Origin of the sequence: Flavobacterium rarum (SeqCode) (genome assembly GCF_965234445.1) — a bacterium.
Taxonomy (GTDB): domain Bacteria; phylum Bacteroidota; class Bacteroidia; order Flavobacteriales; family Flavobacteriaceae; genus Flavobacterium; species Flavobacterium rarum.
In genome coordinates this window covers 268,433-286,165 of record NZ_OZ248501.1, presented here as the reverse complement: position 1 = coordinate 286,165, position 17,733 = coordinate 268,433, and the positions used below count along the sequence as shown (strand labels likewise).

The window sequence follows — 17,733 nt, the reverse complement described above, 5'->3', positions numbered from 1 at the left end:
GTGTGTTTTTTTAAGGGGTAAAGATAATTAATAAAAAGGAAACATTTTCTATCGTTTCAGCTTTTAATTATTGCAAAAATTGATGAAAAGATTGATTAATTCAATATCAAAACAAAAAAGGCAATACCATAAATGCTATTGCCTTTTAAAAATTATGTGATTTATTCTCTATTTTGAATTGTAAACAGTCAATGCTTCTTTTAAAATTTGAACGGCACTAATTAGATCTTCTTTTTTTAAGACATAAGCAATACGTACTTGGTTCAAACCAACTCCTGGGGTCGAATAGAATCCCGCAGCTGGCGCTATCATAACTGTTTCGCCGTTCAAGTCATATTTTTCCAAAAGCCATTGTGCAAAATCATCTGCGTTTACAATAGGGAGCTCTACTATACAGTAAAAAGCCGCTTTTGGTGTAGTAACTTTAACTCCATTAATTTTGTTCAATTCACTAATTAAAATATCTCTACGTTCTTTGTATTCCACTATAACTTCGTCAAAATAACTTTGAGGGGTGTCAATTGCTGCTTCACAGGCAATTTGTTCAATTGTTGGTGGGCATAAACGAGCTTGTGCAAATTTCATTGCAGCAGCAATTACGGCTCTGTTTTTTGTTACCATGCAGCCAATACGTGCGCCACACATACTATATCTTTTGGAAACCGAATCAATCATGATTACATTTTGTTCGATTCCTTGTAGGTTCATCACAGAAAAGTGAAGATCTCTTTCGTCATAGATGAATTCACGATACACTTCGTCTGCAATCAAAAAAAGATCATGTTTTTTAACCAATTCTCCTAATTGTTTAATTTCAGATTCTGAATATAAATATCCTGTGGGATTATTGGGATTACAAATTAAAATCGCTTTTGTTTTTGGTGTAATTGCTTTTTCAAATTCTTCAATTGTTGGCAATGTAAACCCACTATCAATAGTAGAAATTACAGGTACAACTTTGGCACTTGATTCTTCAGAAAAAGCACTATAATTAGCGTAAAAGGGTTCAGGAATTATGACTTCATCACCCGGATCCATGATGCTACCTAGGGCAAACAAAAGTGCTTCAGATCCACCTGTAGTTATCATTATATCTTCATAACTTACTTTTACGTCTTGTTTGGTGTAAAATTGGGCTAGTTTTTTTCGATAGCTTTCATATCCCTCGGAAGGACCATATTCAATTATCGTTAAATCAATATTTTTTATCGCTTTGATGGCAATTTCAGGGCTTTTTATATCGGGTTGTCCAATGTTTAAATGATAGACTTTATGACCCTTTTTTTTAGCTATGTCTGCATAAGGAGCCAATTTTCGGATTGGCGATTCCGGCATTCTTCGACCTCTGATTGAAATTTCGGGCATGATTGTAAAATTTGAGGTGCAAATTTGCAATTTATTTTCCAAAAAAGATGTAAACAATGCGTCTATTTTGTTGTTTTTTGATGATTATTATCGTATAATTGGGTAATAATATAGAAATGTAACTAAATGAAAATAAAATGTGCGTTTTTCTTTTTATTTGTAGCAGTAATGCCAGTTTATGGGCAGGATGGTTTTGTTTTTGACAAAGGAGTTGAGAAGGTTACAGTGCCAATTACAATGATTAATAATTTAGTTTTCATTCCTATAAAAATAAACGGTGTAGAGTTGAATTTTCTTTTGGATACAGGTGTTGAAGAAACAATTCTCTTTAGTCTAGAAGACAATCCAAATGTTAATTTTTATAATTCCGAAAAAATAAATCTGAAAGGTTTGGGCAGTGAAGAGGCTATAGAAGGCTTAAAAACTACAAACAATATTTTGGAATTGCATGGAGTAAAATCCACTCACCAACTTGTATATGTTATTCTAGACCAAAGTTTTAATTTGTCTTCTCAAATTGGAATTCCAGTAAATGGTATCATAGGTTATCAATTCTTTAAAGATAATTTGGTGCGCATTGATTATGCAAGTAAAAAAGCAACAATCTATAAAAATAATGAATCTTCAATAAAAAAAATTGAAAAAAAATTTTTTAAAATCCCAATCAGTATTGAAAAATCCAAACCCTATTTGAATGGTATTGTTTCATTAATGGAAGCTGATGTCCCGGTAAAATTATTGATTGATATTGGTAATAGTGATTCTGTCTGGCTTTTTCAAAATTTATCAGATAATATTAAAGTTCCAACTAAGAATTTTGATGATTTTCTAGGAAAGGGGTTTAGTGGAGATGTTGAAGGAAAAAGAGCTAGAATTAAAAAATTTTCATTTGACAAATATGATTTTAAAAGCCCTATTGTAGCTTTCCCAGATTCGAGTTCCATAAAAAATGTTCGGATGGTACAAAACCGTGTTGGATCTGTTGGGGGTGAAATTTTAAGACGCTTTTCTGTCGTTTTTGATTATAAAAATGGGCTGCTTTATTTAAAGAAAAACAGTTATTTTAGTTCGCCTTTTACTTATAATGAAAGTGGTGTAGAAGTACAGCAAAATGGTTTGCAATGGGTACAAGAAACTGTAAAGTTGGAGACAGTTCCTATCGAAGGAGGCATTACATTTGATAGTAGTGGTAAAAATATAACTAATAATTTTAAATATAAATTTCAGCTAAAACCTATTTATGAGATTTCAAATGTTCGAAAAAATTCTCCCGCAGCAATTAGTGGATTACAAGTTGGTGACTTAATTGTTTCAATAAATAAAAAGCCAGCTTATTTGTATACCATGCAAAAAATAAATGAGATGTTTAAATCGGTAGATGAGGCTTGGATTTATTTAGAAGTAGAAAGAAATAATCAATTATACAAAGTGTCTTTTCAGTTGAAAGATGTTTTATAAAAAAAAAGACGTTTTTTGAATTTATCAAAAAACGTCTTTAACTAAAGTAGGTTTATATTTAATTAGTAAGTACTTCTCCTTTTATTTTTAATGGAACTCTTCCTCCTTCATAGTTTACAGCATTTGTTTCGACTGTAATAGTTTTACGAATTGGCCCCGGAGTCATATTGTATTTTATTTCAATTCGATCTGATTTTCCAGGTGAAATAGGTTGGCTAGGTTTGTATAATACGGTACAACTTGCTGTTGATTGAATCTCTAATACCGTTAAAGGAGCGTCTCCAGTGTTGGTAAATGTGAAGTTTCTGATTCCATTGTCGCTTACTTTGTAGACTTTGCCGTAATCAATAGTGTTGTCTGTTTGTTGAATGTCAATTTTTGGTCCACTTTGAGCATAGCCTATACCACTTAAAAATAATAATACAATAAAAGTTACATTCGTTTTCATTTTCTTGTTTTTTAGTAGGCAAAGTAAATATAGTATCTTTTAATTAATGCACAATTTTTTATTTCGCTTTTTATACTGTCCTTTATTATTTACTTTTGTCCTTATATTTGAATATCAAAAATCAAACCAAAGTCTAATTTTGGTTTTAAAAGTTGCTTTTTTATGACAATTCCTGCACAATTTGACGCTAAAACTATCGAGAATAAATGGTATGACTATTGGATGAAAAATAATTATTTTCATTCGGAGCCAGACCATAGAACGCCGTATTCTATTGTAATTCCTCCTCCCAATGTTACAGGAGTTTTGCACATGGGACACATGCTTAACAACACGATTCAGGATGTCTTGATTCGTAGAGCACGTTTGAAAGGATTAAATGCTTGCTGGGTTCCTGGTACGGATCACGCTTCGATAGCTACAGAAGCAAAAGTCGTTGCCAAATTGAAAGCGGAAGGAATCAATAAAAATGACTTATCACGCGAAGAGTTTTTGAAACACGCTTGGGAATGGACGGATAAATATGGTGGAGTTATTCTTGATCAGCTGAAACAGTTGGGTTGTTCTTGTGATTGGGAACGCACTAAATTTACTATGGATCCGGATATGTCTGCGTCTGTAATTCGATCTTTTGTAGATTTATATAACAAAGGATTGATTTATCGCGGGTATAGAATGGTAAACTGGGATCCCGAAGCCAAAACGACTTTGTCTGACGAGGAAGTAATTTATGAAGAACAACAAGGGAAATTGTATTTTCTTAAATATAAAATTGAAGGAAGCGAAGATTTCTTAACAATTGCAACGACTCGTCCTGAAACTATTTTTGGGGATACTGCTATTTGTATCAATCCCAATGATGAACGTTTTGTTCATTTGAAAGGGAAGAAAGCGATTGTCCCAATTTGTGGAAGGGTGATTCCTATTATAGAAGATGAATATGTTGATGTTGAATTTGGAACGGGTTGTTTAAAAGTGACTCCTGCTCACGATATGAATGATAAAACATTAGGAGAAAAGCACAACCTTGAAATTATTGATATTTTCAATGATGATGCTACGCTAAATAGTTTTGGATTGCATTACCAAGGTAAAGACCGTTTTGTGGTTCGTGCCGAAATTGTAAAAGAATTAGAATCGAATGGTGCTTTGGCAAAAACCGAAACGCACCTGAATAAAGTAGGAACTTCTGAGAGAACTAAGGCTGTAATCGAACCTCGTTTGTCGGACCAATGGTTCTTGAAAATGGAAGATTTGGTAAAACCAGCCATTCAATCGGTTTTGGTAGATGGAGATGTTAAATTGCACCCAGCTCGTTTTAATAACACGTATGCGCATTGGTTGAATAATATTCGCGATTGGAATATTTCGCGTCAATTGTGGTGGGGACAACAGATTCCAGCCTATTTTTATGGAGATGGAAAAGAAGATTTTGTAGTTGCCGAAACTATTGATGAAGCTTTGAAATTAGCACAAACGAAAACTTCTAACATCTCACTTCAAACCTCTGACTTACGTCAAGATGTAGATGCCTTAGATACTTGGTTTTCATCATGGTTGTGGCCAATGTCTGTTTTTGGCGGAATTATGGATCCAGAAAGTGAAGATTTTAAATACTATTATCCAACGAATGATTTAGTAACCGGTCCAGATATTTTGTTTTTCTGGGTGGCGAGAATGATTATAGCTGGTTATGAATATACAGGAAAGAAACCTTTTACAAATGTGTATTTGACGGGATTGGTTCGAGATAAACAACGTCGTAAAATGTCTAAATCGCTAGGGAATTCACCTGAACCATTAGAACTGATTGAAAAATTTGGTGCAGATGGTGTTCGTGTAGGTTTGCTTTTGAGCGCTTCTGCCGGAAATGATATCATGTTCGACGAAGAATTGTGTAATCAAGGAAAAGCATTTTCTAACAAAATATGGAATGCCTTCAAATTGATTAAAGGATGGGAAGTATCGGATTCAATTCCACAACCAGAATCTTCCAAAGTAGCGATTGAATGGTATGAAGCCAAACTGCAACAAACGCTTTTGGAAATCGAAGACAATTTTGAAAAATACAGAATCTCCGATGCTTTAATGGCAATCTACAAATTGGTTTGGGACGATTTCTGTTCTTGGTTCCTAGAAATGATAAAACCAGCTTACCAACAACCGATTGACAGCGTTACTTTTGCGAAAGCAATAGAAATGTTAGAAAACAATATGAAATTATTGCATCCATTTATGCCGTTCTTGACAGAGGAAATTTGGCAAATAGTAGCAGAAAGAACGACCGAAGAAGCTTTAATTGTTTCGACTTGGCCAGAAATTAAACCGTTTAATGCGCAATTAATTACTGATTTTGAAAACACAATTGAGGTAATTTCTGGAGTTAGAACCATTCGTAAAGACAAAAATATTCCGTTTAAAGATACTATTGAATTAAAAGTGGTAAACAATGACAAAGTGTCTACTTATTTTGATTCGGTTGTAACCAAATTAGGGAACATCACATCATTAGAATACGTTTCAGATAAAGTGGATGGGGCGTTGTCCTTTAGAGTAAAATCGAATGAATATTTTATTCCAATAACCGGAAATATTGATTTAGAAGCTGAAATTGCAAAACTTACGGCTGAGTTAGTTTATACACAAGGGTTCTTAAAATCGGTTCAAAACAAACTTTCAAACGAGAAATTTGTGGCTGGTGCGCCAGAAAAAGTTTTGGCAAACGAAAGACAAAAAGAAGCAGATTCGCTTTCTAAAATTGCAACGATTGAGCAGAGTTTGGCGAGTTTAAAATAGGTTTTTTCTACTATGAGTTGTTTGGTTTAGAAACAAAATAAGAAAAATTTTTACCATTAAGAGATTAAGAAAAATTAAGTTTTATAGGACTTAATGAATCTTAATAACTTAATGGTTCAAATAAAATTTAAACATTTAATTTTTAAAAACCATACGATTGAGTATAGATTTTTTATAAAGTTTTAAAATTAAGATCCCAATGCTGAAATTTTCAGGATTGGGATTTTTAGTTGTATTGGATTTACTCTTTTCTATTTCGATTTATAAATAAAAATACAGGATATGAAATTATAGCGATCACTAAAATGATTAGAAAGTTTTCCTTGTCACTGTAAGCAAAACCAATTAACAGTGCTAGCGTAGCCAATATCATAAAGAGTGTTGACCAAGGATAAAGCCAAGAACGATAGGGTCTTGGTAAATTGGGTTCTTTTTTTCTTAATTTGATAAGAGCGCAATATGCCAATCCCCAAACAATGACTGTCATGAAGGTGCCAAAGGCGAATAATATTTCAAAAGAACCGATACAAATCAATAGTAAAGCGAATAAGGAGGAAATTATAAGTGTAACTACTGGAGTGCCTCCTTTGTTTATAAGAGTTGCTTTTTTTGTAAAAAAACCATCGCGACTCAAACCAAATAATATTCGGGCCGGAATCATCATATAGGCATTGAGAATGCTAATCAAAGAAAATATAGCGATAATAGTCACTATAATCGAACCATTGTTTCCAAAGACTACTTTTGCTACATCCGAAGCAACCAATGGTGAATTGGCCATTGAAGCAACCGGCAAAACTTGGAAAAATGCGATATTTATTAAAACATAAAGTAAAATAACGATTATTGCTCCGGTATATAATGATTTAGGAACGTTTTTACTGGGATTTTCATCTTCTTCAGAAAAAAAGCAAACACAGTTCCAACCATCGTACGTTCCGATTACCAATTGTAATGATTTGAAAAAACCAAATACAAGTCCCATTTCAAAGAATGGAGTGTCTTTTTCGATCGGGTTGAATTTTAGTCCAGAATACATAAAACAGGCCACAATCAATGTCACAAAACAAATGACTTTAATTACACTAGTTAGTTGCTGTAAGTAACTCCCGTTTTTTACACCACTGACATGTAATAAAGTAAATCCAACTAAAAAGGCAATGGCAATGGCTGTAGTAAGATTTGTTAAACTTGGAAATAGCGTAACAATATATTCGCTGATAACAATACAATAAAAAGCAGGTGGGGTTGCATTTGCAATATAATCAAACCAACCTGATAAAAAACCAGCGTATGCTCCAAAAGCTCTTTTGATATAATTGTAGGATCCTCCAGCTTTGGGTAGCATTGTAGCTAGTTCGGCATACGAATTGGCGCCTATTAAAATGTAAAATCCTCCAAAAAGCCAGCACAGAATAATTAAACAATAATTGTCCAACATTCCTGCTATAGAACCTGGTGCCCGTAGGATGCCAACTCCAATTGTACCTCCAATCAAAACGGCAATATTAAAAGATAACCCTAAACTTTTCTTTAATTGATTCTTTTTGGTGTCTGTCATATTGATTAGTTTAACTATAGATAATTGGAGTAAAAGTTTTGTAACTCTTTCAAATATAACAAAAAATCTCTTTTTATATAAAGTAAAAAACCTCGTCTATTGCTAAACGAGGTTTGTAATTGTATTTCAAATGAAATGCAGAAATATCTTAGGATGAAATTAATCCCAAATAAAAGTCTTAGAATTGATATTTTAAACTTGTCATTACTTGACGCGGAGCAATTGGATTTACACTGTAATTTTCATGTACGGTATAATTCAACTCATTTGTAATGTTAGATAATCTGCATAGTATAGAAATTTTTCTCCAGGAATAACCTACCGATGCATCAATTGTGGTATATCCTTCTAAAGGGATTTCTCTATGGTAGATTCCATCGGGGTATTTAGTTAAATCATTATTGTTTTGGTCATTCCAACCTCCAAGACGATTTCCTATATAGTTCCCTATAGCTCCAAAAGATACTCCTTTTAGCATTCCTGTTTGCAATGTGTAGAAAAAGCTTAAATTGGCAGTATTTGCTGGAGTTCTTACCAAACGATCCCCTTCGATAAAACTACCGTTTAAACCCGATGTTTTAGAATAACGCATATCATTATAACTGTAACCTGCAATTATATTCAGTCCCTCAATAGGTCTTGCGGTAATGTCTACTTCAATACCTTTACTTTTTGTTTCACCGCTTAGGGTTTTGATACTAGTATCTGTATTGAGTGATCCATCTGCTTTGAATTCTGCAGTTTGTGCCAGATTACTGTTGGTAATTTGATACACTGTAACGTTAGTACTTAGAACTCCTCTCCAGAAATCTTTTTTGATACCTGCTTCATATTGATCAATAATAGAAGGTTTTATTGGTTGAAGGTCAGCTGTTGTACCTGTATTTGGTGTAAACGAGTTAGAGTAACTTGCAAACAAAGACATGTCTTTTGTAGGCTGATATACTAATCCGATTTTTGGTGAAAAAGCATTGTCTAAACGCTTTGGTGCTACAGTTGGCGTTGTATTTTCGGGCGATGTTGTTTGGACTTTAGTAGTGTTGTTGTATATTTCTTTATAGGTAGTAACCTCTGCTTCCTGCCATGACCAACGAATACCCGCCAATACTTTAATTTGATCCGTAAACGATATTAAATCTTGAGCATAGATTCCGAAACGATTGGTATCTGTTTTTACGATTTGAGTATTTCTTGAGTTTGGAATATCGTTTCTTTGAGTTGAAGGGTCAAAAGTATAAAGATTGATAGTGTCATAACTGGTTGGAGTAAAGGCAAAAGTATAGGCTGTTGCAAATGAATTTTCCCAATCTACTCCAGTAAATAGTTGGTGCTTTATTGATCCCGTATTAAAATTACCCTGAAGGCTTAATTGATCTCCAACTATTTGTTCTAAATTTTTATTCTCAACTAATGGTCTTGTCCAATTACCAGTTGCAGTAACAGTTGATAATTGAGCAGTCGATTTTGATTGTCTATCATACGTTTGAAAAGAACTATTAAAATTAAGTTTCCAGTTTTTGTTGATATCGTGGTTAACTAAGGCCGAAGCACTAGCAGATTTAGTTTTTCCATTTGACCAAAGTGCTCCGTAAAAGTTGCTACGGGGTACATCTACAATTTCTGTTCCGATGATTCCGGTTCCAAAATCAGGAGTCCAATCATCGCTTAAAAAATCTCCCTGTACTGTAATTTGAGTTTTATCGGATACTTGAAAAAGTAAGGATGGATTCACATAAATACGCTCTCTTTTTACGACATCTCTAAAACTTTCTGAGTTTTCATAAGAACCCGTAAATCTATAGGCGATGTGTTTGTTTAAAGGGCCATAGATATCTATGGAGGGTTTGTAGAAAGAGTAACTTCCCATTTGCATGGATATTTCTCCACCTTTTTTGAAAGAAGGCGTCTTGGTAACCAAATTTAAGATTCCTCCAGGAGCCACATTTCCATATAATAAAGCAGAACTACCTTTTAGGAATTCTACTTTGTCCAATGAAGAAACTTCGGGTATAGAACCTGCGTTATAACGAAAACCATTTTTAAGCATATTATTGGCCGACATGTCATATCCTCTTGAAAAAAAAGATTCCTGTGCTCCACCTCGGGCAGATCCTACATATACACCATTAGCGTTTTTTAAGACTTCGCTCAAACGAATGGCTTGTTGTTGAGTGATAACTTCATTCCCAATCACCTGTACACTTTGTGGTGTGTCCATTGGTTTTAATCCAGAACGTAAGGCGGAAATGGGTTTTGGCTGTTTGTTTGCAGTTATAATAACTTCTTTCAAGAGCTGTCCTTTTTTGTTTTTGACAGTGTCATTAATTGATTTTATACTATCGTTTGAGAAATAGTAAAGATCATTATCAGTAGATTTTGAAGTGTTAATTGCTATATCCTGTGCTTGTATAGTGAAACTTAATAGCAAGAAAATGGAGGGTAGTAAAATATATTTCATTTCGTTTATTTGGAATAATTAAAAATAACAGTGCAAATATAAAACCTCAATTTCGATTCCGCAAGCTTATTTAGACCAAATAAAAATAAAATTTCACATTTATTTTAACAGTGTTTATTTACAGTGGTTTATAAATAAATATTGAAAGAGAATGGTACAATTTGAGAGGAATGATGAAAGTAATCATGACTTTATTCTATGATAAACAGCATAAATTTTAACCATATAAGCCATATAAGTTATTCTCTTACTATGCCTTAAGCTAGCACGCTAAAGAGAATATAAGTTAAAACCCTTGAATCGACTTCGAGCTTTGACTTAAATGAACTTAATTTTATGCACTTTCTTAAAAAAGAAAACTTATATGACTTATATGGTAGAAAAATAGCAAACAACTGCTGTTGTTTGTAGAATTAAGCGGTAATTATAAAAAGTTTGAATAATAAATAACGTTATTCATTTCGAATGAATCAAAATGGGACGGGATAGATTCCTTCGGAATGACAAGTAAGCAGATCATTTATTCTACCCTGCCATTCAGCTCTTTTTTGTTTTGAATTTAAAGTTTTTTGACTTTATTATCTTACCAGAATCAGTAATCATTAGACAACTATAATCAGGGTATTTGCAGAGCAAATCTAATCCAGCTGTTTTTCCTAATACCATTAATGAAGTGCTCAACCCATTTGCAGTTTCTGCATTAGGACCAAAAACTGTCACACTGCATAGTTCTGTTGCAGGATAACCTGTTGCAGGATTGATGATGTGCGAATAGCGTTTGCCGTTTAAAACTACAAATTTTTCATAGCTCCCAGAAGTCGTGACAGCTCCATTGCTTATTGGGACAACAGCAATCAGTTTATCAGTTTCAAAGGGATTTGTAATGCCAATATTCCATTCTTTTCCGTTAGGTTGTTTTCCCCAAGTACTCATATCTCCTGAGCCGTTTATTATTCCGGCTTCAATGCCTTTGGCTTTCATCATTGCACGGCAGTTATCTGTAGCATAACCTTCGCCTAAAGCGCCAAAACCAATTTTCATACCTTTGATTTTAAGAAAAATGGTCGATTGAACACTGTCCAGAATAATGTTTTTATACCCCACTTTTTCTACTGATTTTTTTATGGCTTCCGCCGATGGCATTTCGGTCATCGAGCCATCAAATTTCCAGATTCTGTCCATTGACGCAAAACTGATGTCGAAGCCTCCATTTGTTACTTCTGAAAATTGAATGGCTCTTTGTGTTAACTCAAAAACTTCTCGATCTACTTTTACAGGACGAATTCCCGCATTTTGATTTACTTCAGATATTTGAGTCGTAGGTTTCCAATCGGATATTAAATATTCAATTCGGGTAATTTCGGCAATAACTTCGTCTATATATTGTTCTGCCGAAAGCGAATCTTTGGCCACAATGCTAATGTCAAAACGGCCACCCATAAGCATTGTGGTTCTTTTGCGTAATACTTGGCTGTTGCTTGAGAAGCTAAGAAGCGTTAAAAAAAGAAATAGAAATTGGTATTTAGCCGACATAAAGTTTGTTTTAAATCTGTGACAATATTTTTGGGTTTTGGACTCAATCGTGTGGGTTTTTAAAATTAAAAATTTAATTTTTATTAACACCATTAAGTTATTAAGGTCCATTAAGTCCTAGAAAACTTAATTTTTCTCAATCTCTTAATGGTGAAAATTTCTCTTTATTTTTTCATTAGCCAAACAATTAATGGTAGAACCTATTTTTTAAAACTAATAACAATCTGACAGCACTTGTCCTTTGATTTTATAATCGGAAATTCCTGTAGTTGATTTGGCTAAACAAAGTTCATCAAGAACAGATTCCACATCCTTTTGCATAGCAAGCGAACCGCAAATCATTATAATACCACCTCGCATCAGCATATTGTTAAAAAAGTCCGCATCTCTTCTGATTAAATCCATTACATGATAATGCTCCTCTTCACGTGATAAAGCCAAATTAAAACTTTTGAGATGCTGTTTTTCAATCATTTCATCAGCAAATTTTTTATAACCTAAAACAGTCTCTGTCGCTCTTCGAAAGCCAGAATACAAATGAATTTCTGTTTTTTTCTTGTTTTGTTCTATCATTCCAAGAAAAGGAGCGATACCGGTTCCATTTGAAATCAAGGCTACTTTGAATGCCTTTTTAGGGAAATGGAAAGTGGGGTTTTTGATGATTCGTGCTTTTATGACTTCACCTGGTTCGAGATTATATAAATAGCCAGAACCTAAACCAGAAGGATGCAGTTTGACGGCCAATTGTATATTTCCATTGCTATTTCCGATGGAGTACAAGCGTTCACGTGAGTCGTTTGCTGGATAAATGGCCAGCAGATCTCCTGAATCAAATTTGCTGAATCTATTTGTTCTAAGCGTTACTAAAAATGTAAATCCGTTAGCCGAAATGGCAGTTTTGTCCAATACCAACATTTTTTCCAAATCTTTTGGTATGTCATTGTATACCGATGAGACAGCAGAAAGAAAAATTCCTGTTTTGTCACTCCATAATTTTACCCAATCTACAAATTCTACTGCTGATTTGTCGTTTATTGTTTGCAGTTCTAAAATACGTTCTGCCCAATTTTGATTAGCCAATAATTCGTCCATTTTATATGCAAAACCACAAAAATCAGGATAGGATTTCGAACCGAAACCAACCACCGAAACATTGATTTTTTGCTGTTGTTCGGTTTTGTTGATAAGAGAAATGAATTTGTTTGCATTAGATGGCGGATCACCCAATCCGTGAGTTGAGGTAAAAATGATAAGGTGTTCCGCTTTTGCGAAAGCGGTATAATTATTCAATTCTGCAATAAATACTTTTTCTCCCTGAGCCAGCAGTTGTTTGTGAATGGCATTAGCAAATCGTAGCGTACTTCCATTCTCAGATCCTACTAGTAAGATGAATTTACTTTCATTGGCTTTGAATTTATTTTTAATACGACTTGATCTTCGTTTTAAGGTCATGGCAAAACCGGAGTAAATAAAAAACAGAATATTCAAACTCGCTATTCCTAAAATTATAGCCCACAAAATACTTGCTCGTCCGGTGTGCAAATCAAGACTCAAGTCCGATAATTGTGTCGTAATTGGTGATTGTAATTCGCTAATTACAGCACCCGTAATTTGATTGACTTCGATTTCTCGGTCTTTTAATTTGATGATATAATATTCTTCGGGATCGTCTGAAAAAGGAAATTCTATTTTTTGTATATCAGCCAGAAGAATGCTTTTGAATATGGGATAATTTTTCAAAATCTCTGTTTTTACCTCTGAAATTGTTTCTTTTTTTTCGATAAAAAAATTAAACTTTTCCAAGGTTAAATATGTTCCGGAAAGTGCAATTATCAGAATTGGAATAAGCGATAGTCTGCCTAAAAAAATATGATAATATTGAGCAAAGTTTTCTTTTATGATTTTAGAAAATAGACTTCGAAAACTTCTTTGTCTATTCAGAATAAGAGCAAAACCCGAAATAGATATAAGGGCAAGCAAAAAAGAAATGAAACCAACAAAAAATCGCCCAGTTTCCTTGAGAAATAAAGAGCGATGTAGCGCCGTAACCCATTGGATAAATTCACTTTTTTTTAAGGGTGTTCCCAATATTTTAGCTGTTCTGGGGTCGATATAGGCATTTACATCATTGTCTTCTTTATCGATACCTTGTAGCGTTACAAATTGATTGTGGTCTATACTTAATTCCGTTATTTCAGGATAGGCTTTGCGTAATATAGGTAAGGTTTCTCCCAGTGTTATTGTGTCAAAATTTTCGACTTTGTAAGGAGGGTTTTTTTCCTGAATTGCATCGACAGCAAGTATGGTACCCGTTATGGATGCCAATACTAAAAAAGTTGCAGAAAATACAGCCAAAGCCAAATGTGTGTAACGCCAAAAAGAAAGAGTCATTGATGAAATTTATTATGGGAATTATGGTTTTACTTAAAAATGTAAACACAGATTACACAAATTCACACAGATTACAATACAAGCTTATTAGGTTTAAAAGCCTAAAAATACAAGCTGTAAAATCTGTGAATATTTGTGGAATCTGTGTCCCATTTCTTGCTATTAGATTTTATTCAATCTCACGTATCTGATGTAACCTTTGCCTTCTGTCTTTGCCGCAATTCCTTCAGTAGTCAGGGGTATTTCTAAATCAGCGGTGTAATATTTATTGTCTTCTACTGCCGATTCGAATCTTAATTTATATCCTTTGTTAATTTTGTTGTCTTCAATTTCCAGTGTAGTAGTGCTACGGTCACCACCAGTAACCGAAGCGCCTGTTTTGGCACTAATATCGGTAGGTTTTTTCGAATAAAATTTATGCCATTCTTTGACTGTTTTGTACCATTTTTTGTCGTCTCCCATCACGTAAAGTGTTTTTTCATATTCACCTTTAGCATTGATTAATGACACTACGATATAAGCACCTTCACCTACGTAGTTAGACATTTGGAGCATGCATTTGTATTTGCTAGTTTGGGCTATTGCTTGAAAAGATAAAAGGCAAATGAATGCGCTTGTAAGGGCTATTTTTAGTATTGACTTCATATTATTATTTTAAAAATTCTAAATCTGTTTTGTTATTTATAAATGACTCATTTTCTTTTGCCAGCACATAAGTGCTTTCATTAAACTCGGTAGTGATTTCTTTTTTGGCACCAATAGATAACAGATATTTTAAAATGCTATCGTCTTTAGAAATCATTGCCGCTTTGTGCAAAGCAGTCAACCCATCCTTATTTTTTGTATTTACATCTATGTTTAAATCAGCGATTTTTTTCAGTAAAGTTAAATCGTTTTTGGTTACAGCGATATGGTATACTGTATTCCCGTCTTTTTGAGGGCTGGCTAAGTTTAATCCTTTATCCTGAAGCAATTTTGTTTTGGTAGCAAAAGGATCTTTTGGAGCATTTGCATTCTCAGGACCGCGGCCTATTCCTATTTGTGGTCGGTAGGAATCAATTAGATAAAAACCTAAATTGTTCCCGTCTTTATCCAGCACTTTTACATCAGCTCCTTTTTCTAAAAGAAGCGATGCAGTTTCAGGAGTTCCAGATTGAATGGCTTTTGTTAGCGCCGATTCTCCTTTTTTGTTTTGTGCATTTATATTTTTTATAAGTGGGCGTAATAGTTCTAAAGTTCCATTATTTTCTTTACCCGAAGCAGCAATCATTAATGGAGTGTTGCCATCGTTGTCTGCTTTGTTTACGTCAACTCCTTTTGACAGGAAGTAGTTGATGATTTCGGTTTGTTTCGCTTTTGTTACTAGAAAATGCAGTACATTTTGTCCGTCAATGTTGGTAGCTGTCGGTTTAAGTTTTAAATCTTCAACCAAGTATTTGTAGGTTTCTAATGTGGTTGCATCCCTGCGTGAACCTTGAGCAGCTATGAGTAAAGCGTTGTCGGTTGGTTTTACCCCTTTTTCTAAAATGGATTTCAATAAAGTTAAGTTTCCGGTTCTTGCTGCATAATCAAATGCTGTGCTTCCATCTTTATCCACATCTTTAAGAGACATTCCTTTAGTAATGAAATAGTCAGTAAGTGTCCCGTTTTTGTCGAAAGGTATAGCCATTAGCAGGAGATTGGCACCATTGGCGTATTTTTTCTTCGGATCTGTACCCGCTTTAAAAAAAGCTTCATAAACCGCCGTATTACTAACACCGCTATTTGCAGCAGCCGTAATTGGAAATGCGCCGTGACTGTCTTCTAAATTAGTATCTGAACCTTTGCTTATAAGGTATTCTATGATTTCTAGATTTCCTTTTCCAGCTGCCCAATGCAAATAAATACGATTGTCGTGTGTCGATTTATTAACGCCGTTACCGGGTTGTTCCAATAAGAATTTTATTGTGGCGCTTAGTGCATCGTTATTAATGGCTATGACAACAGGGTCAAATGATCGGTCATTATAGGCAGTTGGGTTATTGCCTTTTGCTATTTCAGCTTGGACGGCAGTTACATCTGGATTTGTTTTCCAAAAGGACTGCTCCAGAAGTGTATTTTTTTGTTGCGCACTAACCAAAAGAGTTGTGGCTAGGGCAAAAGCAATGAAAATATTTTTTTTCATAATGGTTTTATTAATTGGATATTTTTTAGGATTGTTTTGCTTTAAATAATAAACATTATTTAGAATAAATAAAAATAGTGCAAATGTAAAAATAAATAGTATAAAAGCAACCATTATTTATACTTAAAACAGCAATCTTTATTGTGTGTTTTTTCTAGTTTTCTTGATATTTTTATGTTTTTATTTTAGATTATAAAAACACAAAAAGGTTTAAAGCAGGTCAAACGGATTAAGAAAAAATGACACGAATTGCACGAATTTTTACTAAATTTTTATGCCTTTGGCAGATTTGTTAAATAATATGATGTCCAAATTCGAGCTAATTCTTGTAAAAATCTTAAAATATTTTTAATACGTTTGCCCTGAGGTTTAAAGCATATCACTTTTAACCTTTTAATTATTTTTAAGCTGATACAGTTTTCTTTTTCTTATTTCGCCCCCACCAAATATAAAACCCAGAGATAGGAAGGCTTGCAATAAGTAAGCTGATTAAAAAAGCAAATATCTTTCCGGCTAAGCCAAATACTGCTCCAGTGTGAATATCATAATTCATTCGCATTAATTTATCCGAAACAGCAGCATCTTTATATTTACCGTAAATATGTTTTACTTCTTTTTCTTCTAAGGTATATTGGTCGAAATAACGGTAATCTGTTTTCCAAAACGTTCCCGCTTCGGGATTGGCATTGGCCGCAATAGCGGTGCTGTCATTTTCAGGAGGATGAACTTCAATTGATTCGGCTGTTGGGTATTCTTTTTGCATTATAATCCAAATTTTATCTAAAGGTTTACTTGGAAGGATTGCTTTTTTTTTCGAAATAGGATCTTCGTAAATCAACGATTTTTCGCCACCAAGTACAGTGTAGTAGGAGTAAGCAAACCACTGAAACCCCCAAACCAAACCTGTAATTGCAAAAATAAGTGCAATTAGCAGAATATAAAATCCCGTGATATTATGCAAATCGTAGTTTTTGCGTTTCCACTTTGTCCCTTTTTTCCATTTGAACGAAAAGCGTTGTTTGACCGCATTTTTATTTCTGGGATACCAAAGATACAATCCTGAAAGGATGAGTATGAGGAATACTAATGTGGACGAGGCAACAACTGTTTGGCCAATTTGATCAGGCAACCAAAGATAAAAATGTCCATCCAAGATGAATCTGAAAAAACCTTCATCCATATTGGCCTTCTCCAGTACTTTGCCCGAATAGGGATTTAAATAAACGATATAATAATAGGTAGGTTGATAATGGAAGAATATAGCTTCGGCCGATTTTTCTTGGCCATTGTATTTGATAGCATGAAGCGCTTTGCCCGGAAGTTCTTTTCGAGCAATTTGTTCCAATTGGGATGGTAAAAGAAACGGTTTGTTTTGTTTTTCGACAAAACGGTATTCTTCAGTGTAATTTTGTATTTCTTCCTGGAAAGCATACAAACAGCCTGTTAAGGCAATGATAAATACAACGATTCCTGAAGACAATCCGAGCCATAAATGTAGTTGCCCAATCGCTTTTTTTAAATTATTATTTTTCATTAAAAATGGATAAAACCCCTCACCG

General features: G+C 34.0%; 11 protein-coding genes. 2 read left to right on the top strand and 9 right to left on the bottom strand.

All coding sequences use genetic code 11. The features are described 5' to 3' along the window. Window positions 1-168: 168 nt before the first annotated feature. Window positions 169-1,365 (bottom strand): pyridoxal phosphate-dependent aminotransferase, encoded by a 1,197-nt coding sequence (locus AC8GF4_RS11885; protein ID WP_506594894.1) that lies wholly within the window; start codon window positions 1,363-1,365, stop codon window positions 169-171. A gap of 126 nt (window positions 1,366-1,491) precedes the next feature. Between AC8GF4_RS11885 and AC8GF4_RS11880 the strand changes: the two genes are divergently transcribed. Continuing rightward, window positions 1,492-2,823, top strand: a complete 1,332-nt coding sequence (locus AC8GF4_RS11880; RefSeq protein ID WP_506594892.1) for a PDZ domain-containing protein — start codon at window positions 1,492-1,494, stop codon at window positions 2,821-2,823. A gap of 58 nt (window positions 2,824-2,881) precedes the next feature. Here AC8GF4_RS11880 and AC8GF4_RS11875 read toward each other — a convergent pair whose 3' ends face one another. Further along, window positions 2,882-3,271 (bottom strand): DUF1573 domain-containing protein, encoded by a 390-nt coding sequence (locus AC8GF4_RS11875; RefSeq protein ID WP_506594890.1) that lies wholly within the window; start codon window positions 3,269-3,271, stop codon window positions 2,882-2,884. A 162-nt stretch (window positions 3,272-3,433) separates the two neighbouring features. Here AC8GF4_RS11875 and AC8GF4_RS11870 point away from each other — a divergent pair, with 162 nt between their 5' ends. Continuing rightward, complete coding sequence (locus AC8GF4_RS11870) at window positions 3,434-6,067, top strand: valine--tRNA ligase (RefSeq protein ID WP_506594888.1); 2,634 nt, start codon at window positions 3,434-3,436, stop codon at window positions 6,065-6,067. Between the two features lie 241 nt (window positions 6,068-6,308). Here the strand turns inward: AC8GF4_RS11870 and AC8GF4_RS11865 are convergent, their stop codons facing one another. From AC8GF4_RS11865 to AC8GF4_RS11835, 7 genes are all read right to left on the bottom strand, one after another. Then, complete coding sequence (locus tag AC8GF4_RS11865) at window positions 6,309-7,628, bottom strand: APC family permease (RefSeq protein WP_506594886.1); 1,320 nt, start codon at window positions 7,626-7,628, stop codon at window positions 6,309-6,311. A 178-nt stretch (window positions 7,629-7,806) separates the two neighbouring features. Then, window positions 7,807-10,086, bottom strand: a complete 2,280-nt coding sequence (locus AC8GF4_RS11860; protein ID WP_506594884.1) for a TonB-dependent siderophore receptor — start codon at window positions 10,084-10,086, stop codon at window positions 7,807-7,809. Window positions 10,087-10,623: 537 nt separating this feature from the next. Continuing rightward, window positions 10,624-11,619 (bottom strand): FAD:protein FMN transferase, encoded by a 996-nt coding sequence (locus tag AC8GF4_RS11855; protein ID WP_506594882.1) that lies wholly within the window; start codon window positions 11,617-11,619, stop codon window positions 10,624-10,626. A gap of 213 nt (window positions 11,620-11,832) precedes the next feature. Next, entirely contained in the window at window positions 11,833-14,010 is a 2,178-nt protein-coding gene (locus AC8GF4_RS11850) for a PepSY domain-containing protein (RefSeq protein WP_506594880.1), read from the bottom strand. Between the two features lie 162 nt (window positions 14,011-14,172). Then, window positions 14,173-14,655: a DUF2271 domain-containing protein gene (locus AC8GF4_RS11845; protein WP_506594879.1), complete on the bottom strand. Its 483-nt coding sequence runs from the start codon at window positions 14,653-14,655 to the stop codon at window positions 14,173-14,175. Between the two features lie 4 nt (window positions 14,656-14,659). After that, window positions 14,660-16,174, bottom strand: coding sequence for an ankyrin repeat domain-containing protein (locus AC8GF4_RS11840; RefSeq protein ID WP_506594877.1), 1,515 nt, complete (start codon window positions 16,172-16,174; stop codon window positions 14,660-14,662). A 403-nt stretch (window positions 16,175-16,577) separates the two neighbouring features. Then, a complete protein-coding gene (locus AC8GF4_RS11835; RefSeq protein WP_506594875.1) occupies window positions 16,578-17,708 on the bottom strand; it encodes a PepSY-associated TM helix domain-containing protein in 1,131 nt (376 codons plus the stop codon). Between the last annotated feature and the right edge of the window lie 25 nt (window positions 17,709-17,733).